Source organism: Streptomyces sp. NPDC017676 (assembly GCF_044329325.1).
GTDB lineage: Bacteria > Actinomycetota > Actinomycetes > Streptomycetales > Streptomycetaceae > Streptomyces.
On sequence record NZ_JBIRJA010000001.1, the window covers coordinates 63,636 to 84,251 of the forward strand.

Below are 20,616 nucleotides of genomic sequence, written 5' to 3' on the forward strand. Positions count from 1 at the left end.
CGTGACGCTTCGGTCAGACGGTCTGGTGCGCCAGCAGTGCCACCGCGGCGATCAGCACCGCCAGCAGCGCGATCAGCGCCATCGGATTCACACCGCTCAGGCCTCCGAAGAAGCCCTCCTGCTGCAGTCGCTCGCGGTTGGCACGGCACACCGGGCACCGGCCCTCGCTCACGGGCGACGCGCAGTTCGCGCACACCAACCGGTCGTACGTCATGCGCTCGCCCTCCTTGCACCGGCCATCACATGCACAACGCTCACGGGGACGAGAACGTTCCCCCGCGTTCCCGTCGTCCTTCGTCTCCCTTCCACTGTGCCAGGTTCCCGCGACGCGTGCGCGGGGCCTCCGGGAAGGGGGTGTGGGAAGCGGCCGGTACAAAAACGTACAAGTCTTGCCCAACCTCAACCCGCGACTGCACTTGCACACCCGGTTCGCGTATGGTCACGCTCATCTACCCCCGGCGACCCGTGGTGCATCCGTGATCCGATTCGACAACGTCTCCAAGGTCTACCCCAAGCAGACCCGCCCCGCACTCAGGGATGTCTCCCTGGAGGTGGAGAAGGGCGAGTTCGTCTTCCTCGTGGGGTCCTCCGGCTCCGGAAAGTCCACCTTCCTGCGGCTCATCCTCCGCGAGGAGCGGTGCAGCCACGGTCAGGTGCACGTGCTGGGCAAGGACCTCGCGCGGCTGTCCAACTGGAAGGTGCCGCAGATGCGCCGCCAGCTGGGCACCGTCTTCCAGGACTTCCGGCTGCTGCCGAACAAGACGGTCGCGGAGAACGTGGCCTTCGCCCAGGAGGTCATCGGCAAGTCCCGCGGCGAGATCCGCAAGTCCGTGCCGCAGGTGCTCGATCTCGTCGGGCTCGGCGGCAAGGAGGACCGCAGGCCCGGCGAGCTGTCCGGTGGTGAGCAGCAGCGCGTCGCCATCGCGCGCGCGTTCGTCAACCGGCCGAAGCTGCTCATCGCCGACGAGCCCACCGGCAACCTCGACCCGCAGACCTCCGTCGGCATCATGAAGCTGCTCGACCGCATCAACCGGACGGGCACCACCGTCATCATGGCGACGCACGACCAGAACATCGTGGACCAGATGCGCAAGCGCGTCATCGAGCTGGAGAAGGGCCGCCTCGTCCGCGACCAGGCCCGCGGCGTCTACGGCTACCAGCACTGACCGCACCAGCACCCAGTTCCGGAAAGGCCTGAAGAACCCGCCATGCGCGCCCAGTTCGTCCTGTCGGAGATCGGTGTCGGTCTCCGCCGCAATCTGACGATGACCTTCGCCGTCATCGTCTCCGTCGCCCTCTCCCTGGCCCTGTTCGGCGGTTCGCTGCTGATGAGCGACCAGGTGAGCACCATGAAGGGCTACTGGTACGACAAGGTCAACGTCTCGATCTTCCTGTGCAACAAGCACGACGCCGAGAACGACGTCCACTGCGCCAAGGGCGCGGTCACCGAGGACCAGAAGAAGCAGATCCTCGCGGACCTGGACAAGATGCCGGTCGTCGAGAAGGTGACCTACGAGTCGCAGGACGAGGCGTACAAGCACTACAAGGAGCAGTTCGGCAACTCCCCGCTGGCCGGCTCGCTGACGCCGGACCAGATGCAGGAGTCGTACCGGATCAAGCTCAAGGACCCGCAGAAGTACCAGGTGATCGCGTCCGCGTTCAACGGCCGGGACGGCGTGCAGTCGGTGCAGGACCAGAAGGGCATCCTCGACAACCTCTTCCAGTTGCTGAACCTGATGAACCGGGGCGCGCTCGGCGTGATGGCGATGATGCTGATCGTCGCGCTCCTGCTGATCGTCAACACCGTGCGCGTCTCGGCGTTCAGCCGACGGCGGGAAACCGGGATCATGCGTCTGGTCGGCGCCTCGGGCTTCTACATCCAGGCGCCGTTCATCGCGGAGGCCGCGGTCGCCGGTCTCATCGGCGGCGGCCTCGCCTGCGTGGCGCTCGTCGTCGGCCGGTACTTCACCATCGACCACGGCATGGAGCTGTCCCACAAGCTCACGCTCATCAACTTCGTCGGCTGGGACGCGGTGTTGACCAAGCTGCCGCTGATCCTCGCCACCAGTGTCCTGATGCCGTCGCTCGCCGCGTTCTTCGCGTTGCGCAAGTATCTGAAGGTGTGACGCATGCCAACGGGGTCGTACGGTCATCGGGCCGTGCGGCCCCTTCGCGTTGCCCTAGACTCGCCGCCATGTCAGGCCGTGACCCGTTCTGTCAGCCCCGCCGCGTCCGCCGCGGGGCCACCCTGACATTGGTCTTCGCCGGAGTGCTCATCGCCGGTGCCGCCACCGGTTCCTTCCCGGAACCCGACGTTCCCGCACGGAAGGCCGCCGCCGGCCCGGCGGGCCCGGCCGCCCGGCACGAGGCCGTCGAAAGGGCCGCCGCGGAGGCGATGGCCGACGGCAAGTCCCCGATGGAGGCGGCGGAGAGGGCGGTCAGCCGCAGCGGGGACCGCTGGGCCGCGGTCTACTCCGAGGGCGAGTACGAGGAGTTCCAGGACGCGCTCGACGGCCGGTACACGGGTGTCGGCCTGTGGGCGCGGCAGGAGGCGGACGGCGGGATCGAGGTGACCCGGGTGCAGCCCGGCTCGCCCGCCGCCGACGCCGGGATCCGGGTCGGCGACCGGTTGCGCAGCGTTGACGGTACGAAGGTCGACGGGCGGCCGGTCACCGAGGTGGTCGCTCTGCTCCGCGGCGACGCGCTGCGCGGGGACGGCGATGACGCCCCGGCCGGTACGACGGTCGCCCTCGGCCTGGAGCGCGGCCCGCGCGCGTGGACCGAGACCCTGCACCGGGCCCGGCTGTCCACCGACTCCGTGACCGTGCGCCGGCTGCCCGACGGCGTCACTGTGCTCAAGATCGCCGCGTTCACCAAGGGCTCCGCCGGCGCGGTCCGCGAGGCGCTGCGCGCCGCCCCGGCCGACGGCCGGACCGTCCTGGACCTGCGGGGCAACTCCGGCGGCCTGGTCACCGAGGCCGTGGACACCGCCTCCGCCTTCCTGGACGGCGGACTGGTCGCCACCTACGACGTCGACGGCGCCCAGCGCGCCCTGCACGCCGCCTCCGGCGGCGACACCGCCCGTCCCCTGGTCGTCCTCGTCGACGGCGGCACCATGAGCGCGGCCGAGCTGCTCACGGGTGCCCTCCAGGACCGGGGCCGCGCGGTGGTGATCGGCTCGCGCACCTTCGGCAAGGGCTCGATCCAGATGCCGACCGAGCTGCCCGACGGCTCGGTGGCCGAGCTGACCGTCGGCCACTACCGCACCCCCTCCGGCCGCGCGGTGGACGGCCGGGGCATCACCCCCGACCTGGAGGCGGGGCCGGAGCAGGCCCTGCCACGGGCGGAGAGGGTCCTCACCGGGCTGGGCGACCCGTCGTAGCCACGCGTAATCGGCTGTACGCACACCCCCTGTGTGGTGCGAAAATGGTGGGCACTATGAGCAAGGGAATGTACGTACCGAAGGAGTCCCAGCCCAAGCAGGGCGGCGGGGCCGCCAAGGCCAGGGACGGCGAGAAGGGCGGCAAGCGCAAGATCGTCGCCCAGAACAAGAAGGCCCGGCACGACTACGCGATCATCGACACCTACGAGGCCGGGCTCGTGCTCATGGGCACGGAGGTCAAGTCGCTGCGCGAGGGACGGACCTCGCTGACCGACGGCTTCGTCCAGATCGACCGGGGGGAGGCGTGGCTGCACAACGCCCACATCCCCGAGTATCACCAGGGCAGCTGGACCAACCACTCCGCGCGCCGCAAGCGCAAGCTGCTCCTGCACCGCGAGGAGATCGACAAGCTGGAGTCGAAGTCCCAGGAGACGGGACACACCATCGTGCCCCTCGCCATCTACTTCAAGGACGGCCGGGCGAAGGCCGAGATCGCTCTCGCGCGGGGCAAGAAGGAGTACGACAAGCGGCAGACGTTGCGGGAGCAGCAGGACCGGCGGGAGGCGGACCGGGCGATCGCGGCGGCGAAGCGCAGGCAGCGCGGCTACTAGCCGGCCGACGGGCCGACGGGCCGACGGGCCGACGGGAATAGGCTGGCATCGTCGGGCGTTGGTCACGTACGATGGCAGTGCACTCCACAGAGGGTGCGCGAACCCTCCTCCGGGAGGGGTTTGAAAAATCAACATGGGGATGATCGGTTTCGACAGCGGCTGTCGAAGCAGGGGAAGCGTGTCGAGGAAGCGGCAATGATCTCGTAAACCATATGTCGCAAAAAATAATCGCCAACACCAAGCGCGATTCCTTCGCCCTCGCTGCCTAAGTAGCGACTTGCGAAGTGTCAGCCCGGGGCTGTTCCCGACCCGGATCCTGGCATCAGCTAGGGAACTAAACCTCTAGGCCCGGTCACGGGGTGTAGAGGGAAATCAAACAGTGACTGAGCCCGTCGGAGACTTGTCCGCGTGATCTCCGGGGCCGAGAAAATCGCAGCGGACTGCACACGGAGAAGCCCTGATTCCGCACCGTTGGACGCGGGTTCGATTCCCGCCATCTCCACGAGGCCCCCTTGGGGGCCGACCCCATGTGGGCACAGGCCCCGCCGCTTTCGAGCGGCGGGGCCTTTGTCATGGAGTGGCACCCCGGGGGTGCGGGTCTGCTCCCGGCCGCGGGTCCGTCGTGGCTGGTCGCGCAGTCCCCCGCGCCCCTTCGGGGCGCCTTCGCACCCGGCCGGCGCCGGTGAGCGCGGCCAGCCCCAGGGCGAGGGTGGCGGCGGCCACCGGTGCGGCGTACGCGGTGGCGGGGGAGAGGTGCTCCGCCGCCCAGCCCCCCGTCGCCGAGCCGCACGCGATACCGGTGAGCAGGCCGGTCACCATCAGACTCATCCCCTCGTTGAGCCGGTCGGCCGGGGTCCGCCGCTGTACCAGCGTCATCGCCGTCACCATGGTCGGTGCCGTCGCCATCCCCGCCACCAGCAGCGCACCCGCCAGCGCCGGCAGGGACCGGGTGCCGGCCGCGAGCCAGGGCAGGGTCATGAGCCCGGCCATGGCCGCCAGACACCAGGAGAAGCGCGCCCCGGCAGGCTTCCGCGCCCCGTACACCAGCCCCGCCGCGCACGAGCCCGCCGCCTGGAGCGCGAGCACGGCACCGGCCGCCGCGCGGTGCCCCTGCGCGTCGGCGTAGGCGATCGTGACGACCTCCATGGAGCCGAACACCGCGCCGGTCGCGGTGAAGCAGGCCAGCAGGGGCGGGACACCCGGGCTGCGCAGGGGCGAGGGTCCCTGCGCACGGGGCGTCGGCGGCGGCTCGGTCGCCCGCTGGGCGAGGAAGAGCAGCATGCCGGCGAGCAGCAGCACCGCCCCGGTGAGCGTGCCCGCCTCCGGGAAGAACGTGCCGGTCAGGAAGGACGCGAGCACCGGCCCGAGCATGAAGCACAGTTCGTCCGCGGCCTGCTCGAACGCGTTCGCCGAGTGCAGCGCGCCCGGCTCGTCCCGCAGCAGATGGGCCCAGCGGGCGCGGGACAGGCCGCCGATGTTGGGGGTGGCCGCGGTGCCGGCGTAGGCGGCGAACAGGGTCCATTCCGGGGCGTCGTAGCGGACGCACAGCAGCAACGCGAGGCTGCCCAGCACCGACACGACCGTGGCCGGCAGCGCGACCCGGGCCTGCCCGTGCCGGTCGACCAGCCGGGCGAGCCAGGGCCCGGCCAGCGCGGTCGCCGCGAGCCCCGTCGCGGTGACGGCACCGGCGAGGGCGTACGAGCCACGGGAACCGGCGATCATCACGACCGCGCTCACGCTGAACATGCCCATCGGCAGGCGGGCGAGGAGGTTGCCTGTGGTGAAGGCGCGGGCGCCGGGGAGACGGAACAGGCGGCGATACCCGCCGACTTGGTCTCTCTCACCGTCTGTTCGGCTGTCTTGAGCGTATCGGGCGTCTTGAACGTCTTGGGCGTCTTGGGCGGTCTCATGGGGCATGCCTCAACGGTCGCCCGGAGTGGATCACCGGGTCCAACACCTTCTGCGTCCCGATCCACGCGCTCACGTTGTAAATTCGCCGCCATGTCCGCCCCCGCCGCCCACATGGACCCCCGCCTGCTGCGTGCCTTCGTCGCTGTCGCCGAGGAACTGCACTTCACCCGGGCGGCGGCCCGGCTGTACGTCGCCCAGCAGGCGCTCAGCCGGGACGTACGGCGGCTGGAACGGGAGCTGGGTGCCGAGCTGTTCGTACGGACCACCCGGCAGGTCACACTGACCCCGGACGGCGAGCGTCTGCTGCCGCACGCGCGCCGGGTCCTCGCCGCCCAGGACGACCTGCTCGCCGCGTTCGCCACCGGCCAGGCCCGCCCGCTGCTGGTCGACCTCAACTCGCCGGGCCTGGCCACCGGCCGCCGCGTACTGCACCGGGCCCGCGAACTCGCCCCCGACTGCGAGCTGATGGCCCGCTACGAGAGCGGTCTGACGGGAGCCGCCGCCGAGTTGCTCGCCGGCCGCCTGGACGTCTCCTTCGGCCGGTTCGCCGGTCTGGACCCGACGCTCCGCTCCTCCCTGGCGCAGCAGCCGGTGCGGTACGAGCCGATGGCCGTCGTGCTGCCCGACGACCACCCGCTGGCCGCGTCGGCGCGGGTACCGATGTCCGCGCTGGCCGGTGAGACGGTGTACGCCGGTGCCGGGAACCCGCGCACCCGGGAGTGGACCGACCTGGCCCTGCGCCTCTTCCGGGACCGCGCCATCCGGCTCGCCCCGCCGCTCCCGCTGGCCGTCGGTGACGAGGAGTTCGGCCGCATCATGGCGAAGACCCGCAATCCGGTGCTGGCCGTCGTGGACTTTCCACCCCTGCCCGGCACGGTACGACGGCCCCTCGTCGAACCCGTCCCGCTGTCGCCCGTCTCCCTGGTCTGGCGGAAGGGACTGGTACATCCCGGATTGACCGCACTGCGGAAGGCGGTGGCCGAGATCGCACGGGTGGAGGGGTGGCTGCGGCGGCCCGCCGACGGTTGGATTCCGGCCATGGATGAGGACGTGATGAACAGCGTGTGACCTGTGGGGGCGGGTGTCCGCTCCTACCCGGCCCGGCGCGTGGCACTCCTCCGCGTGCGTTACATTCTTGGCCCGGGCACAGGGTGGTAGTGGGGCGCTCGGGCCGGGTGGGGGTCTGGTCCGGTCGAGGGGTGCCCGGGATCGAGAGCGCGCCCGTGACTGTCCCGTGGGGGGGATGAACGCGCGTGAAAATGTGTCCTGAAGACGCCCAACCCAAGGGGCGAGAGATGGCGTCCGAGGGACGTGGTGAGCCGGTGGGCGGGGGCGACGAGCGGATGAAATCGGACGCGGTGGCTGCGCAGGGTGCGGAGTCTGGTGTCGGTACCGGTGGTGACGCGAGTGCCGTTGATGACTCGGGTGCCGTTGATGATTCGGGTGCCATTGAGACTGGTGGGGCCTCCGAGGCTGTTGAGGCCGTAGCCGAGTCGGCCGGGTCAGAGGGGCCCGCCGAATCGGAGCGGTCTGCCGAATCGGAGCCGCGTGCTGAGTCGGAGCCGCCTGCTGAGTCGGCCGAGCCCGGGGGACCCATCGAGCCCGGCACGCCCATCGTCTCTGCCGAACCCGACGGCCGCGCCGCGTCTGCCGATTCCGCCGAAGCCGGCAAGCGCGCCGCGTCTGCCGATTTCGCCGACGCCGACAAGCCCGGCGTGCCCGCTCACCCCGCCGCGCAGGAGCTCTCCCGGACCTCCGCCGACCCCTCCGCGCAGGAGCTCTCCCAGACCTCCGCCGACCCCGCAGAAGCCCCGGCACCCTCCTCCGCCCCCAGCCCCACTCCTGCCCCGGCTTCCACCCCGCAGGACGCGACCATCGAGCTGGGCGACGTACGACTCGGTGCCGCGGGTGGGGAGTCGGCCGTACGGGAACCCCGTGGCTCGGACGGGCCGGTCTTCGTGGACGAGTCGGGCCGTCGTAGCCGCCGTTTCCGCCGGCTCGGCGTGGCCGTGGCCGTCGCCTGTGCCGGTTACGCCGCCGTCATCGTCGCCACCCTGCTGTCCGGCAACTCCGCCGCCCCCTGGCTGCCGGTGCCGGGACAGCACGAGGACAAGCCGGCCGGCAAGGTGGACACCTCGCCGCTGCCCAGCGTCTCCGCGACCCCGACCACGACCCCGCCGGGAGCCGGCACGGTGACCGCACCGGTCGTCGGCGCCGAGGCGGGCGGCACGGCCGTACCGGCCGGCGGAGCGCCCGCCGGTGCCGACGCCTCCGCGTCCGCCGAGCCGGAGGACGGCACCGCCTCCGCGCCCGCCGCCGACGCCGGCACCACCGGCTCCCCGACCCCGTCGGCACCGGCCACCGACGTGTCCCCGGCACCGTCCGCCACCGGCACCGCCACCGCTCCGGCACCCACGGCGACCCCGCCGGGCCGTACCCACACCCCGCCCGGTCACACCCGGCGCCCGCACCCCAGGCTCTCCCTCTGACGACCAGGTGGAACACCCCCAGATGGCCTCACACCCCCGCCGCCGTACCCGGCTGCCGCTGCGCTACCTGCTCCCGCTCCTGGTCCTGGTGGCGACCCTGGCGATGCTCATGCTGCGCGGCTACGTGCACAACGAGATCCTCGCCGATCACCGCATCCGGCCTTCGGCGGCGAACGACAGGGTTCCGCGGCGCATCCTGGACGGCGGTCCGGTCATCGACACGCGCGACGGCCGCAGCGACAGCCTGCGCATACCCGACCACCGCATCGTCCTCACCTTCGACGACGGCCCCGACCCGACCTGGACCCCGAAGGTGCTCGACGTGCTGAAGAAGCACCACGCGCACGCCGTCTTCTTCGTCACCGGCACCATGACCTCCCGCCACCCCGAGCTGGTGAGGCGCATGGTCGCCGAGGGCCACGAGGTCGGCCTGCACACCTTCGGCCACCCGGACCTGTCGTACCACTCCACGAAGCGCATCGACTGGGAGCTGTCGCAGAACCAGCTCGCGCTCGCCGGGGCGGCCGGTATCCGCAGCTCGCTGTTCCGGCCGCCGTACTCCTCCTCCGCCAACGCGATCGACAACCGGTCCTGGCCGGTGACGCGGTACATCGGCAGCCGGGGCTACCTCACGGTCGTGGACGACACCGACAGCGAGGACTGGCGCAAGCCGGGAGTCGAGCGGATCATCCGCAACGCCACGCCCCACGGCGGCCGGGGCGCGGTCGTCCTCATGCACGACTCGGGCGGCGACCGGCACCAGACCGTCCAGGCGCTCGACCAGCTCCTGCCCCGGCTCCAGCAGCAGGGCTACACCTTCCAGACCCTCACCGCGGCCCTGCGGGCGCCGAGCGCCGACACCCGGGTCACCGGGCTCGACCTGTGGAAGGGGAGGGCCTGGATCTTCCTGGTGAAGGCGTCCGACAACATCACCACGGTGCTCGTCGCCGGTCTCGCCGTCGTCGGCTGCCTCGTCTTCGCCCGCTTCGGCCTGATGCTGCTGCTGTCCGGCGCGCACGCCCGCCGCACCCGGCGCCCCGGCTTCCGCTGGGGCGAGGAGCCGGTGACCGAGCCGGTGTCGGTGCTGGTGCCCGCGTACAACGAGGCCAAGTGCATCGAGAACACGGTCCGTTCGCTCATGCGCAGCGAGCACCCCATCGAAGTGCTGGTCATCGACGACGGCTCGGCGGACGGCACGGCCGACATAGTCCAGGCGCTGGACCTGCCGGACGTACGGGTGATCCGCCAGGCCAACGCGGGCAAGCCGGCCGCGCTCAACCGGGGTCTGGCGAACGCCCGTCACGAGCTGGTCGTGATGATGGACGGGGACACCGTCTTCGAGCCGGCGACCGTCCGCGAACTCGTCCAGCCCTTCGCCGACCCGCGTGTCGGCGCCGTCGCCGGCAACGCCAAGGTCGGCAACAAGAACCGGCTCATCGGCGCCTGGCAGCACATCGAGTACGTGATGGGCTTCAACCTGGACCGCCGCATGTACGACATCCTGCGCTGCATGCCGACGATCCCGGGTGCCGTCGGGGCGTTCCGCCGCTCGGCCCTGCGACGGGTGGGCGGCATGAGCGACGACACGCTCGCCGAGGACACCGACGTCACGATGGCCCTGCACCGCGACGGCTGGCGCGTGGTGTACGCCGAGAAGGCCCGCGCCTGGACGGAGGCGCCCGAGTCGGTCCAGCAGCTGTGGTCCCAGCGCTACCGCTGGTCGTACGGCACCATGCAGGCCATCTGGAAGCACCGCCGCGCGGTGTTCGACCGGGGGCCGTCGGGCCGTTTCGGCCGTGTGGGCCTGCCCCTCGTCTCGCTCTTCATGGTCGTGGCCCCGCTCCTGGCCCCCCTCATCGATCTCTTCCTGGTCTACGGGCTGGTCTTCGGCCCGACGGCCAAGACGGTTCTGGCCTGGTGCGCGGTCCTGGCCGTCCAGGCGCTGTGCGCGGGGTACGCCTTCCACCTGGACCGCGAGCGCCTCACCCCGCTGCTCTCCCTCCCCCTCCAGCAGTTGCTCTACCGCCAGCTGATGTACGTCGTCCTGCTCCAGTCCTGGATCACCGCCCTCACCGGCGGCCGACTGCGCTGGCAGAAGCTCCGCCGCACGGGCGGGGTGGCGGCACCACCGGCCGAGCGTCCGCCGGTCCCGGAGGCGACACCGGTCGGCTGAAGCCGCGGCTCCCTAGTCCTGGTGGGTCACGGCGTCCTTCTGCAACTGCACCGCCGCCAGCAGGCTCAGACCCGGTTCGGCCTGACGCAGTGCCTTGACGGCGGCGACGGAGGCGATGTCCCCGGTGAAGCCGACGTCGGCCAGCCGGGCGCGGACCCAGTCGGCACGGAGTCGTGCCTCGCTGGCGCCGGCGGTGGCCCCGACGAGCGCGACGGCCCGCTCCAGCCCCGCCCGCTCCCCTTCCGGGGCCCCGTCCAACGCGTCCCGCAGCGCCGCCGCGACCAGGTCCGAGTCCCGGATGACCAGCACGAGGTCTTGCTTCTTGCCGAATCCCGCGAGTCCCTTCATACGACCAGGGTGAACACCACGGGCCGCCGTCATCAAACCACTTGAGCAGTTCCAGAGCCTTGGCCCGCCCGGAGGTGGGGAAGGAAGTCCGCCCAGGCGGAGTGGGCGAGGGTGAGGTGGCCGGCGGTGGGGGTCTTGGAGTCGCGGATGTGGATGGTGGTGGGGGTGGCGGCTATCTCCAGACAGTTGGAGGCGTCGCCGCTGTAGGTGGACTTCTGCCAGGTCAGTTCGGGCATGGTGGGGTTCCTCAGAGTTCCTGTGCGATGCGGTGGATGACGTCGCGGGACGCTTCGGGTCGGAGGGCGCTCGCCTCCATGTGGTCCACCACCGCGCGGTACTTGTTCAACTGCGCCTCTCCGTCGAGAAACTCGCAGCCATGGTGGGTGTCCAGCTGCACCGTGTCGAGCTGGGGGACCGCTCCGGCGACGTAGTCGATTCCCTGGCCGGTGCCGTGGAAGCTCGCTCTGCCGAAGGGGATGATCCGGACGGTGACGTCAGGACGTTCGCTCATGCTCAGCAGGTGTCTGAGCTGAGCGGCGGCCACGTCCCGGCCGCCGAACCCCATTCTGAGTGCGGCCTCATGAATGGTCGCGGTGTACGGGGTGGGACTCTCCCGGTGGAGGATGTTCTGCCGCTTGATGCGGTGGGAGAGGCGGTGCTCGATCTCGTACTGCTGGAGCGGCGGGAAGACCGTGCGGAACAACGCCCGGGCGTGGTCGGTGGTCTGAAGCAAGGCGGGGATGTGGATGACGAGAGCCACCCGCAGCTTAGCGGCGTGGTGCTCCAGTTCGGCCAGGTCGATCAGGCTGGCGGGCAGGTGATCCCGGTACTCGTCCCACCAGCCGCGCGTGCGTCCGCCGGTCATCGCCGCGAGGGCCTCCACCAGGGCGGTGTCCGCACAGCTGTAGGTGCGCGCGAAGGTGCGTACCCGGTCGGCGCTGACGGCGTAACGGCCTGACTCGATGTTGCTGATCTGCGCCTGCTTGAGGCCGAGCAGTGCCGCGGCGGCCGTAGTCGTCAGGCCCGAGTGCTCCCTGAGCTTGCGCAGTTCGGCGCCGAGGCGCTGCTGACGCAAGGTGGGGGTGGTGCTGGGCGGCACTGAGTCCTCTTCCGTCGTCGTGTACGCCGTGAGTCACCCACAGGAGGGAACTATCAACCGTTCCCTTCAATCGATGTCAATTATGACATCCCCGCACTCTATGGTGATGCTGCGTTGCTCAACTCCCCGCGCCCATAAGCCGGAAGCGCACCCGACCAAGGCAGAGCCACCGCCCGGCGCGACCAGTTGAGCGAGCCCGTTCCCTTCTCTCACCGGAGGTTTTCATGGGCACCGTATCCCTGCCCGACACCTGGGTGTACGCCCTTCGGCTGCCGCATGATCCCCGCGCGGCACGCGTCGCACGTGTGACCGTACGGGCCGTGCTGAACGGGCACGGCAGACACGAAGTCCTCGACGCGGTCGAACTGCTGACGTCCGAGCTGGTCGGCAACGCCTACCGGCACACCACCGGCCCCGCCTCCCTCCGGCTCACCGCGCTCGCGGACGGCCGGCTGCGGGTCGGCGTCTGGGACAGTCACCCGCGCGTCCCGGCACCCTTCGGGGATCCGCCCTGGGACCGCGTACCGGCGGCTCCGGTGGACGCCGAAGAGGGGCGCGGGCTGCACCTCGTGCAGGAGTACGCCGACTCCTGGGGCGGCCTGTCCCTGGCGGACAGCCCGCTGGACCGGGGCGCCGGGAAGCTGCTGTGGTTCGAGGTGGGCGGTCAGGGAGCCGCTGGTGCCGGCTGAGCGGCGCCGCCCCTCACGCGTCCGCGTACTTCGCGTCCGCCGCCGGGTCCAGGGCCAGGCGGTAGCCCCGTTTCACCACCGTCTGGATCAGCTTCGGGGCGCCGAGGGCCGTGCGGAGGCGGGCCATCGCCGTCTCGACGGCGTGTTCGTCGCGGCCCGCGCCGGGGAGGGCGCGCAGGAGTTCGGCGCGGGGGACGACCCAGCCGGGGCGGCGGGCCAGGGCGCGCAGCAGGGACATGCCGGCCGGGGGGACCGGCTTGAGGTCGCCGTCGACCAGGACCGCGTGGCCGCGGATCTCCACCCGGTGCCCGGCGATGGGCAGGGACCGGGCGCGGGCCGGGAGCTCCTGGCAGAGGAGCTGGACCAGCGGGCCGAGGCGGAAGCGTTCCGGCTGGACGGTGTCCACCCCGCGGGCCTGGAGCGGGATCGCGGTGACCGGGCCCACGCAGGCCGGGAGGACGTCGTGGGCCAGGGCGGCCAGCAGGTCCTCCAGCAGGCCGCGGTCCTCCGCACGGGACAGGAGGGAGGCCGCCGCGGGGGCGCTGGTGAAGGTGAGGGCGTCCACGCCGCGGGTGACGGCCGCGTCCAGGAGCCGGTCGAGCGGGCCGATGTCCTCGGGGGGCATCCAGCGGTAGACCGGGACGGGCACCACTTCCGCCCCGGCGGCGCGCAGCGACTCCACGAAGCCGGGGAGCGGCTCGCCGTGGAGCTGCACGGCGACGCGGTCGCCGTCGACGCCCTCCTCCAGGAGGCGGTCCAGGACCTCGGCCAGGGATTCGGAGGAGGGTGACCATTCCTCGGTGAGGCCCGCCGCGCGGATCGCGCCCTTCACCTTGGGGCCGCGGGCCAGCAGGCGGACCCCGCGCAGCCGGCCCAGCAGCTGTTCGCCGAGGCCCCAGCCGTCGGCGGCCTCGACCCAGCCCCGGAAGCCGATCGCCGTGGTGGCGACCACGACGTCCGGCACCTGGTCGATGATCTCCTTCGTGGCGGCGAGCAGTTCGCCGTCGTCCGCGAGCGGCACGATCCGCAGGGCGGGGGCGTGCAGAACGGTGGCGCCGCGCCGCTGGAGCAGGGCGCCCAGCTCCTCGGCCCGGCGCGCGGCGGTGACGCCCACGGTGAACCCGGCGAGGGGGCCGTGCTCGGGGTGCTGCTCTTCGTCGTACATGGGCTCTCCTAGCTGACCGGCACGCCGATCGAGCCTGTCAACGATGCGTGACAGGCTCGGTTCGGCCCGATGTCGCCGGTGTTACGTCACACCTCGGCATAGCTGAGCTGGGCCTTCGCCTCCGACGCGGCAGTCGCGGCCGGAACCCGCGCCGCCGTACGACGAAGGTATACGGCCCAGGTGACCGCGAAACAGACGCCGTAGTAGACGAGGAAGGCGACGAACGCGCCCGTCCCGGAGCCGTAGGAGAGGAAGGACTGGCGGAAGGCCAGGTTGATGCCGACGCCGCCGAGCGCGCCGACCGCGCCGATCAGGCCCATGGACGCGCCGGACAGCCGCCGGCCGTGGGCGACCGCCGCCTCGCCCTCCAGGCCCTTGGCCAGCGCCTTGGCCTGGAAGATGCCGGGGATCATCTTGAACGTCGAGCCGTTGCCGAGTCCGCTGAGCACGAACAGGACGACGAAGACCGACACGAACAGCGGCAGCGACTTCTGCATGCTGGCCACGATGAGCACGGCGGTGGCGGTGGCCATGCCGACGTAGTTCCACAGGGTGATGCGGGCGCCGCCGTAGCGGTCGGCGAGCCAGCCGCCGAGGGGGCGGATCAGGGAGCCGAGCAGCGGCCCGATGAAGGTGAGGTACGCGGCCTGGAGCGGCGTCCGGCCGAACCCGTTCGTCAGCACCTGGCCGAAGGCGAAGCTGTAGCCGATGAAGGAGCCGAAGGTGCCGATGTAGAGCAGGGACATGATCCAGGTGTGGGCGTCCCGGGCGGCGTCCTTGGCCGCTCCGGTGTCGTTCTTCACCGAGGACAGGTTGTCCATGAACAGCGCGGCGAGTGCGGCGGCCACGACGATCAGCGGGATGTAGATCCCCAGCAGCACGCGCGGGCCGCCGCTCGCGCCGATGATGGCGAGGGCGGCGAGCTGGATGACGGGGACGCCGATGTTGCCGCCGCCCGCGTTGAGGCCGAGCGCCCAGCCCTTCTTCCTGAGCGGGAAGAAGGCGTTGATGTTGGTCATGGAGGAGGCGAAGTTGCCGCCGCCGATGCCGGCCAGCAGGCCCACCAGGAGGAACGTGGAGTACGACGTCCCCGGCTCCATCACCACGAACGCGGCGACGGTCGGGATCAGCAGCAGGCTCGCCGAGATGATCGTCCAATTGCGGCCGCCGAAGACGGCCACGGCGAAGGTGTACGGCACCCGGACCACCGCGCCGACCAGCGTGACCACCGACGTCAGCAGGAACTTGTCGGCGGGTGTGAGGCCGTACTCCGGGCCCATGAAGAGGACCAGGACCGACCACAGGGTCCAGACGGAGAAGCCGATGTGCTCGGAGAGGACGGAGAACCAGAGGTTCCGGCGGGCGATCCGCTCCCCGGTCGCCTGCCAGAACACCTCGTCCTCCGGATCCCAGCGCTCGATCCAGTGGCCACTGCGACGGGTTGGGGCTGGGCCTGTCATCACGCCTCCACGGTGCTCCGGCTGCTCGGTCTGCCGACCACTGACTCAGCCCGAAGGTAGGGAGGACGCGTTTCCGGCCTGTGGCTGTGGGTGACCGGAAGGGAACGTTGCTCTCACTCGGCCGGGGAAGGGCCGGTGAGGCGGGACGCCGGTCCCCGGATTCCGCGTGACAGGCGGGACGCGGCCCCCGGGATTCCCCCGGGATCCCACCGCGAGCGCGGCGCGAGGGGTTCCGGTGTCTCCTCCGCGCGGGCACTGTGGGAGAGACCCCGCACGGTTCCTGCCCAGGCGGTGACTGGCACATGGCACTCGGTAGCGCCCCCTCCGCGTACGCGCCGCGGTTCGACGCCGGGCGGGTGTGCCTGGACCTCCTCGCCACCACGCATCCGGCCGAACGGCTGGACGGCGTCGGCGCGTTGTGCGCGTGGATCGGGAGCGCCGGACTCGTGCCCGACGGTACGGCGCTCGGTCACGCCGACGCGTCCTGGCTGGCCGGGTTCCGGGAACTGCGCGGATGCGTGGGGGTGTTGGTCCGCGGGCCGGGTCCCGGGGACGCGTCGTCGTACGGGCGGGCGCTCGGGCGCGTGAACGAGCTCGCCCTGGGAGTGCCCCCCGCGCCCGTCGCCGTACCCACGGAAGGCGGCGGGCTCGTGCGGGGGTTGGCCGGGCCGCCCGGCCCCGCGGCGCTGCTCGCCCTCGTCGCCCGGGACGCCGTGGAGCTGCTCACCGACCCCGTCGCGCGGGCCGCCGTCCGGGAGTGCGAGGGGGACGACTGCCCGCTGGTGTACCTGGACACCTCCCGCGGCCGGCGCCGGCGCTGGTGTTCCAGCGAGGTGTGCGGGAACCGGGAGCGGGTCGCCCGGCACCGGCGGCGGGCGGCGCTGGCGCGCGCCTGAAGGCAGGAGTGATTTCTGCAACACCGGGTTTGGATGGCCTGTGCACGGGAATCGCCCGCCGGGTTCGCCCGCGTGTCGGAGATGTGAAGATCGCGCGGTGGGAATGTGCGCGCATGTCCCGCTCGTCACGTCAGCCTCAAGAAATCTGTCACTCGGGTTTGAACACCGGGCCGCCCCCGTCCGTACGGGTGGGCGAGCGACCGACTGGGGGAACCCCCGGACACCGGAGGTGGGCGTGCGCAAGGATGCGGCCGTGGCCAATGAACGTGGAGCGAGGGCCCGACATCGCATGTCCTCACAGCCCTCGGAGCCGGATGAGGAGCTGATGCGTGCCCTGTACCGGGAGCACGCCGGACCTCTGCTCGCGTACGTCCTGCGGCTGGTCGCCGGTGACCGGCAGCGCGCCGAGGACGTCGTGCAGGAAACGCTCATCCGTGCCTGGAAGAACGCCGGTCAGCTCAATCGGGCGACCGGTTCGGTACGCCCCTGGCTGGTGACGGTCGCGCGCCGCATCGTCATCGACGGCCACCGCAGCCGGCAGGCCCGGCCGCAGGAGGTCGATCCGTCGCCGCTGGAGGTCATCCCCGCGGAGGACGAGATCGACAAGGCGCTGTGGCTGATGACGCTGTCGGACGCGCTCGACGACCTGACCCCGGCCCACCGGGAGGTGCTCGTCGAGACGTACTTCAAGGGGCGTACCGTCAATGAGGCGGCGGAAACACTGGGCATACCCAGCGGAACTGTCCGTTCCCGGGTGTTCTACGCCCTGCGGTCGATGAAGCTGGCACTGGAGGAGCGGGGGGTGACGGCGTGATGAGCAGCGGGTACGGGGGTATGCAGGGATTCGGACCGGGTGGTCCGGGTATGTCTGGGCCCATGAGCCCCAGTCAGGGATCTTCGGTGCCGAGCGAGCACGAGACCGTCGGCGCCTACGCCCTCGGCATCCTCGACGACGCCGAGGCAACCGCTTTCGAGGCCCATCTCGCCGGCTGCGAGTGGTGCGCCCAGCAACTGGACGAGCTGGCCGGGATGGAGCCGATGCTGGCCGCGCTCGCGGACCTGCCGGGCACCGGCAGCACGCCCGCGATCGGCGAGTCGCTGTCCGCCAGGCCCAGCCCGCGGGTGGTGGAGAAGCTGGTGGACGAGGTCGCCGAACGGCGGGCCCGGAAGCGCCGGCGCAGCATGTACATGATCGCGGCGGCCGCCGCGCTGATCATCGCCGGGCCGCTGGCCGCGGTGGCGGTGAACGGCGGCTCGGACGGGGGCGGGCAGGTCACCGCGACGCCGGCCCAGGCGACCTTCCGGACCATGTCCGACAAGAAGTCCGCCACGGACGCGTCGACCCACGTCAGCGCGACCGTCGCCATGGCGGGGAAGGACTGGGGCACCCAGGCGGTCCTGGAGCTGAAGAACGTCAAGGGCCCGCTGAAGTGCTCCCTGGTGCTCGTCGCCAAGAACGGGCAGCGCGTGACCATGTCGTCGTGGTCCGTGCCGGACTGGGGGTACGGCATCCCGGACGCCAAGACGGAGCAGTCGAAGCAACCGCTGTACATCGGCGGGGCCGCGGCCTTCCAGCCCAACGAGATCGATCACTTCGAGGTGGTGACGTTCGAGGGCAAGAAGCTGGTCCAGGTGGACGCGTGACGCCCGCGGCGGTCGGGGCCGAGCCACGGGTGCGCCGGGCCGCCGACGCCCTCCCGGTCCCCGCCCCCCGGGCTCCCGGCGGATCGCGGGCGGGTGCCGCGCCGTAGCCGCGCCCGGCGTGTCGTCGTGGTGCGCGGGGACTCCCCGCGCCCACTGCCCGCGGGCCTCGGTCCGTCCGCGCCGTCTCCCGGGAGGCCGCCGGAGTACCTCCCGTAGCTTCGACGGGCCCCCTTCGCGTACGGTTGACGGCTGCCCAGCACGTCAGAAGGGGGCCCGGTGGCCGCTCAGGTACAGCAGTCCGCGGTCGGCTCGGTACACGACGCACAGGATTCCGTCCGTGACCGGGAGATCAGCGTCGAGCAGGAACACCTGGACCGGGTGTACCAGCGCCTGGAGGAGAAGATCCACGAGGCCGAGTTCCTGATGCACGACGCGGCCAAGCGCGGCCAGGTGGGCACCCCGGGCGCGCTCGCCGAACGGGACGCGCAGGTCTTCCGGGCCGGTATCCACCTGAACCGGCTCAACAACGAGTTCGAGGACTTCCTCTTCGGGCGGATCGACCTGCTGCTCGGCAAGGACGGCAAGAAGGGGCCCGACGGGGCCTACACGGCGGTCGAGCCGGCCGAGGGGGCCGTGCGGCCGGACAACACCGCCGACATCGCCGAGACGCTGCACATCGGCCGTATCGGCGTCCTGGACGAGGACTACTCTCCGCTGGTCATCGACTGGCGCGCCCCCGCCGCCGCCCCCTTCTACCGGGCCACGCCCGTGGAGCCGGGACGGGTGGTGCGGCGCCGGGTCATCCGCTCCAAGGGGCGCCGGGTCCTCGGCGTGGAGGACGACCTGATGCGGCCCGAGCTGACGGCCTTCCTCGACGGCGACCAGCTGCCCGTCATCGGCGACGGCGCCCTGATGGCCGCGCTCGGCCAGGCCCGCGGCCACACCATGCGGGACATCGTCTCCTCCATCCAGGCCGAGCAGGACATGGTCATCCGGGCCCCCGCGGCCTCCATCACCTACGTGGAGGGCGGCCCGGGCACCGGCAAGACCGCCGTCGCCCTGCACCGCGCGGCCTACCTGCTCTACCAGGACCGCAGACGCTACGCGGGCGGCATCCTCATCGTCTCCCCGACCCCGCTGCTCGTCGCCTACACCGAGGGCGTGCTGCCCTCGCTCGGCGAGGAGGGCCAGGTCGCCATCCGTGCGATCGGCTCGCTGGTCGACGGCGCGGAGGCCACGCTGTACGACTCCCCGGCGGTGGCCCGCGCCAAGGGCTCGTACCGGATGCTGAAGGTGCTGCGCAGGGCCGCCCGGGGCGCCCTGGAGCTGGGGCCGGCGGCTGCGGAGGGGGACACCGTCACCGGCCCGCCCGCCCGGCTTCGCGTCGTCGCCTTCGGGCGCCGCCTGGAACTGGAGGCCGAGGAGCTGGGACGCATCCGCCGTACCGCCCTCGGCGGTACCGCGCCCGTCAACATGCTCCGCCCGCGCGCCCGCAAGCTGCTCCTGGACGCCCTGTGGGACCGCTCCGGCGCCGCCTCCCGGCACACCGACCCGGAGCTGGCCGCCGAACTGCGCTCCTCCTTCGACGAGGACATCACCAGCGAGGACTCCTTCATCGCCTTCCTCGACGCCTGGTGGCCCGAGCTGACCCCGAAGGCCGTGCTCGCCGCCATGGCCGACGAGAAGCGGCTCGGCCGGTGGGCCCGCAGGATCCTCAACCCCGGTGAGGTCCGCAAGGTCGCCCGCTCGCTGCGGCGGGACGGGTACTCCGTGCACGACGTCGCCATGCTCGACGAGCTCCAGGCGATCCTCGGCGCCCCGGCCCGGCCGCGCAGGAAGCGGGAGCTGGACCCGCTGGACCAGCTCACCGGCCTGGAGGAGCTGATGCCGGTGCGCGAGGAGTCGCAGCGGGAGCGGGCCGAGCGGCTGGCGCAGGAGCGCACCGAGTACGCGCACGTCATCGTGGACGAGGCGCAGGACCTCACGCCGATGCAGTGGCGCATGGTCGGCCGCCGCGGCCGGCACGCCACCTGGACGGTCGTCGGCGATCCGGCGCAGTCCTCCTGGTCCGATCCGGACGAGGCGGCCGAGGCCCGCGACGAGGCCCTCGGCACCCGGCCCCGGCGCCGCTTCCAGCTCACCGTGAACTACCGCAACCCGGCCGAGATCGCCGAGCTGGCCGCCAGGGTGCTGGCGCTCGCCATGCCCGGCTCCGAGGCCCCGTCGGCGGTGCGCTCCACCGGCGTACAGCCGCGCTTCACCGTCGTACGGGACTCGCTGGAGAGGACCGTGCGCGCGGAGGCCGAGCGGCTGCTCGGGCTGGTGGACGGCACGGTCGGCGTGGTCGTCGCGATGAACCGGCGCGAGGAGGCCCGGCGCTGGCTGGCCGGGCTCGGCGACCGGGTGGTGGCCCTCGGCAGCCTGGAGGCCAAGGGCCTGGAGTACGACGCGACGGTCGTGGTCTCGCCCGCGGAGATCGCCGACGAGTCGCCGGCCGGCCTGCGCGTGCTGTACGTGGCGCTGACCCGGGCCACCCAGCAGCTCACGGTGGTGTCGGGGGAGCGGGACGAGCCGGACGCGTCGGGGGTCCCGGATCTTCTCAGGGACTGAACCTCCCGTACGGGAATGGCCTTACGGGATCCGTTTGTTAGCCTTGGTGTGGCACCGGCCCGATCCAAGCCCCCGGGCCCAACCTTCGTCCCTTCGAGGGACCACTTGCCGCGAGGCGAGCATGGCGGGTCGGTGTCAT

Annotated in this window: 19 protein-coding genes and 1 other RNA gene; 13 read left to right on the forward strand and 7 right to left on the reverse strand. The window is 71.7% G+C overall.

What is annotated here, in order from left to right:
• Positions 1-13: 13 nt before the first annotated feature.
• Positions 14-214 (reverse strand): hypothetical protein, encoded by a 201-nt coding sequence (locus ACH4LD_RS00225; protein WP_398053006.1) that lies wholly within the window; start codon positions 212-214, stop codon positions 14-16.
• 262 nt (positions 215-476) lie between these two features.
• On the opposite strand from ACH4LD_RS00225, the gene ftsE reads away from it, so the two are divergent.
• The 5 genes from ftsE to ssrA all read left to right on the forward strand — a co-directional run bounded on the left by ftsE (position 477) and on the right by ssrA (position 4,498).
• The gene (ftsE, locus tag ACH4LD_RS00230) at positions 477-1,166 is read left to right on the forward strand and encodes a cell division ATP-binding protein FtsE (protein WP_030610589.1); all 690 of its coding nucleotides are present in this window, start codon (positions 477-479) and stop codon (positions 1,164-1,166) included.
• Positions 1,167-1,208: 42 nt separating this feature from the next.
• Entirely contained in the window at positions 1,209-2,126 is a 918-nt protein-coding gene (ftsX, locus tag ACH4LD_RS00235) for a permease-like cell division protein FtsX (protein ID WP_103810085.1), read from the forward strand.
• A gap of 68 nt (positions 2,127-2,194) precedes the next feature.
• Positions 2,195-3,382 (forward strand): S41 family peptidase, encoded by a 1,188-nt coding sequence (locus ACH4LD_RS00240; RefSeq protein ID WP_398053007.1) that lies wholly within the window; start codon positions 2,195-2,197, stop codon positions 3,380-3,382.
• A 68-nt stretch (positions 3,383-3,450) separates the two neighbouring features.
• The gene (gene smpB, locus ACH4LD_RS00245; protein WP_103810087.1) at positions 3,451-3,993 is read left to right on the forward strand and encodes an SsrA-binding protein SmpB; all 543 of its coding nucleotides are present in this window, start codon (positions 3,451-3,453) and stop codon (positions 3,991-3,993) included.
• 135 nt (positions 3,994-4,128) lie between these two features.
• Positions 4,129-4,498, forward strand: a transfer-messenger RNA (tmRNA) gene (gene ssrA / locus ACH4LD_RS00250).
• A gap of 65 nt (positions 4,499-4,563) precedes the next feature.
• On the opposite strand, the gene ACH4LD_RS00255 is transcribed toward ssrA, so the two are convergent.
• On the reverse strand, positions 4,564-5,910 hold the full coding sequence (locus tag ACH4LD_RS00255; protein WP_398053008.1) for an MFS transporter: 1,347 nt from the start codon (positions 5,908-5,910) through the stop codon (positions 4,564-4,566).
• An 84-nt stretch (positions 5,911-5,994) separates the two neighbouring features.
• Here ACH4LD_RS00255 and ACH4LD_RS00260 point away from each other — a divergent pair, with 84 nt between their 5' ends.
• From ACH4LD_RS00260 to ACH4LD_RS00270, 3 genes are all read left to right on the forward strand, one after another.
• Positions 5,995-6,972 carry a LysR family transcriptional regulator gene (locus ACH4LD_RS00260; protein WP_398053009.1) on the forward strand — a complete coding sequence of 326 codons (978 nt, stop codon included), beginning with the start codon at positions 5,995-5,997 and terminating at the stop codon, positions 6,970-6,972.
• Between the two features lie 647 nt (positions 6,973-7,619).
• Positions 7,620-8,393: a hypothetical protein gene (locus ACH4LD_RS00265; RefSeq protein ID WP_398053010.1), complete on the forward strand. Its 774-nt coding sequence runs from the start codon at positions 7,620-7,622 to the stop codon at positions 8,391-8,393.
• 22 nt (positions 8,394-8,415) lie between these two features.
• Entirely contained in the window at positions 8,416-10,566 is a 2,151-nt protein-coding gene (locus ACH4LD_RS00270; protein ID WP_398053011.1) for a bifunctional polysaccharide deacetylase/glycosyltransferase family 2 protein, read from the forward strand.
• 12 nt (positions 10,567-10,578) lie between these two features.
• Here ACH4LD_RS00270 and ACH4LD_RS00275 read toward each other — a convergent pair whose 3' ends face one another.
• From ACH4LD_RS00275 to ACH4LD_RS00285, 3 genes are read right to left on the reverse strand one after another with little or no spacing between them, the layout of a single operon-like run.
• Positions 10,579-10,914, reverse strand: coding sequence for a hypothetical protein (locus tag ACH4LD_RS00275; RefSeq protein ID WP_398053012.1), 336 nt, complete (start codon positions 10,912-10,914; stop codon positions 10,579-10,581).
• A 32-nt stretch (positions 10,915-10,946) separates the two neighbouring features.
• Positions 10,947-11,150 (reverse strand): DUF397 domain-containing protein, encoded by a 204-nt coding sequence (locus ACH4LD_RS00280; RefSeq protein ID WP_398053013.1) that lies wholly within the window; start codon positions 11,148-11,150, stop codon positions 10,947-10,949.
• 11 nt (positions 11,151-11,161) lie between these two features.
• The gene (locus tag ACH4LD_RS00285) at positions 11,162-12,013 is read right to left on the reverse strand and encodes a DUF5753 domain-containing protein (protein ID WP_398053014.1); all 852 of its coding nucleotides are present in this window, start codon (positions 12,011-12,013) and stop codon (positions 11,162-11,164) included.
• A gap of 224 nt (positions 12,014-12,237) precedes the next feature.
• Here ACH4LD_RS00285 and ACH4LD_RS00290 point away from each other — a divergent pair, with 224 nt between their 5' ends.
• Positions 12,238-12,702, forward strand: coding sequence for an ATP-binding protein (locus ACH4LD_RS00290; RefSeq protein ID WP_398053015.1), 465 nt, complete (start codon positions 12,238-12,240; stop codon positions 12,700-12,702).
• Between the two features lie 13 nt (positions 12,703-12,715).
• Here ACH4LD_RS00290 and ACH4LD_RS00295 read toward each other — a convergent pair whose 3' ends face one another.
• Both ACH4LD_RS00295 and ACH4LD_RS00300 read right to left on the reverse strand, forming a co-directional pair.
• Positions 12,716-13,867: a uroporphyrinogen-III synthase gene (locus ACH4LD_RS00295; protein ID WP_398053016.1), complete on the reverse strand. Its 1,152-nt coding sequence runs from the start codon at positions 13,865-13,867 to the stop codon at positions 12,716-12,718.
• An 86-nt stretch (positions 13,868-13,953) separates the two neighbouring features.
• The gene (locus tag ACH4LD_RS00300) at positions 13,954-15,327 is read right to left on the reverse strand and encodes a nitrate/nitrite transporter (protein WP_398053017.1); all 1,374 of its coding nucleotides are present in this window, start codon (positions 15,325-15,327) and stop codon (positions 13,954-13,956) included.
• Between the two features lie 302 nt (positions 15,328-15,629).
• Here ACH4LD_RS00300 and ACH4LD_RS00305 point away from each other — a divergent pair, with 302 nt between their 5' ends.
• From ACH4LD_RS00305 to ACH4LD_RS00320, 4 genes are all read left to right on the forward strand, one after another.
• Entirely contained in the window at positions 15,630-16,223 is a 594-nt protein-coding gene (locus ACH4LD_RS00305; RefSeq protein WP_398053018.1) for a CGNR zinc finger domain-containing protein, read from the forward strand.
• Between the two features lie 229 nt (positions 16,224-16,452).
• A complete protein-coding gene (locus ACH4LD_RS00310) occupies positions 16,453-17,037 on the forward strand; it encodes a sigma-70 family RNA polymerase sigma factor (protein WP_009188888.1) in 585 nt (194 codons plus the stop codon).
• A gap of 50 nt (positions 17,038-17,087) precedes the next feature.
• Positions 17,088-17,867, forward strand: coding sequence for an anti-sigma factor family protein (locus ACH4LD_RS00315; protein ID WP_398106150.1), 780 nt, complete (start codon positions 17,088-17,090; stop codon positions 17,865-17,867).
• A 276-nt stretch (positions 17,868-18,143) separates the two neighbouring features.
• Positions 18,144-20,477, forward strand: coding sequence for a HelD family protein (locus ACH4LD_RS00320; RefSeq protein WP_398053019.1), 2,334 nt, complete (start codon positions 18,144-18,146; stop codon positions 20,475-20,477).
• Positions 20,478-20,616: the final 139 nt, after the last annotated feature.

What these genes read in the sequence shown, in the direction of transcription:
- ACH4LD_RS00225 (WP_398053006.1), bottom strand. Translation starts at nt 214, where the DNA reads ATGACGTACGACCGGTTGGTGTGCGCGAACTGCGCGTCGCCCGTGAGC.
- ftsX (WP_103810085.1), top strand. Translation starts at nt 1,209, where the DNA reads ATGCGCGCCCAGTTCGTCCTGTCGGAGATCGGTGTCGGTCTCCGCCGC.
- ACH4LD_RS00240 (WP_398053007.1), top strand. Translation starts at nt 2,195, where the DNA reads ATGTCAGGCCGTGACCCGTTCTGTCAGCCCCGCCGCGTCCGCCGCGGG.
- smpB (WP_103810087.1), top strand. Translation starts at nt 3,451, where the DNA reads ATGTACGTACCGAAGGAGTCCCAGCCCAAGCAGGGCGGCGGGGCCGCC.
- ACH4LD_RS00255 (WP_398053008.1), bottom strand. Translation starts at nt 5,910, where the DNA reads ATGCCCCATGAGACCGCCCAAGACGCCCAAGACGTTCAAGACGCCCGA.
- ACH4LD_RS00260 (WP_398053009.1), top strand. Translation starts at nt 5,995, where the DNA reads ATGTCCGCCCCCGCCGCCCACATGGACCCCCGCCTGCTGCGTGCCTTC.
- ACH4LD_RS00270 (WP_398053011.1), top strand. Translation starts at nt 8,416, where the DNA reads ATGGCCTCACACCCCCGCCGCCGTACCCGGCTGCCGCTGCGCTACCTG.
- ACH4LD_RS00275 (WP_398053012.1), bottom strand. Translation starts at nt 10,914, where the DNA reads ATGAAGGGACTCGCGGGATTCGGCAAGAAGCAAGACCTCGTGCTGGTC.
- ACH4LD_RS00280 (WP_398053013.1), bottom strand. Translation starts at nt 11,150, where the DNA reads ATGCCCGAACTGACCTGGCAGAAGTCCACCTACAGCGGCGACGCCTCC.
- ACH4LD_RS00290 (WP_398053015.1), top strand. Translation starts at nt 12,238, where the DNA reads ATGGGCACCGTATCCCTGCCCGACACCTGGGTGTACGCCCTTCGGCTG.
- ACH4LD_RS00295 (WP_398053016.1), bottom strand. Translation starts at nt 13,867, where the DNA reads ATGTACGACGAAGAGCAGCACCCCGAGCACGGCCCCCTCGCCGGGTTC.
- ACH4LD_RS00300 (WP_398053017.1), bottom strand. Translation starts at nt 15,327, where the DNA reads ATGACAGGCCCAGCCCCAACCCGTCGCAGTGGCCACTGGATCGAGCGC.
- ACH4LD_RS00305 (WP_398053018.1), top strand. Translation starts at nt 15,630, where the DNA reads ATGGCACTCGGTAGCGCCCCCTCCGCGTACGCGCCGCGGTTCGACGCC.
- ACH4LD_RS00315 (WP_398106150.1), top strand. Translation starts at nt 17,088, where the DNA reads ATGTCTGGGCCCATGAGCCCCAGTCAGGGATCTTCGGTGCCGAGCGAG.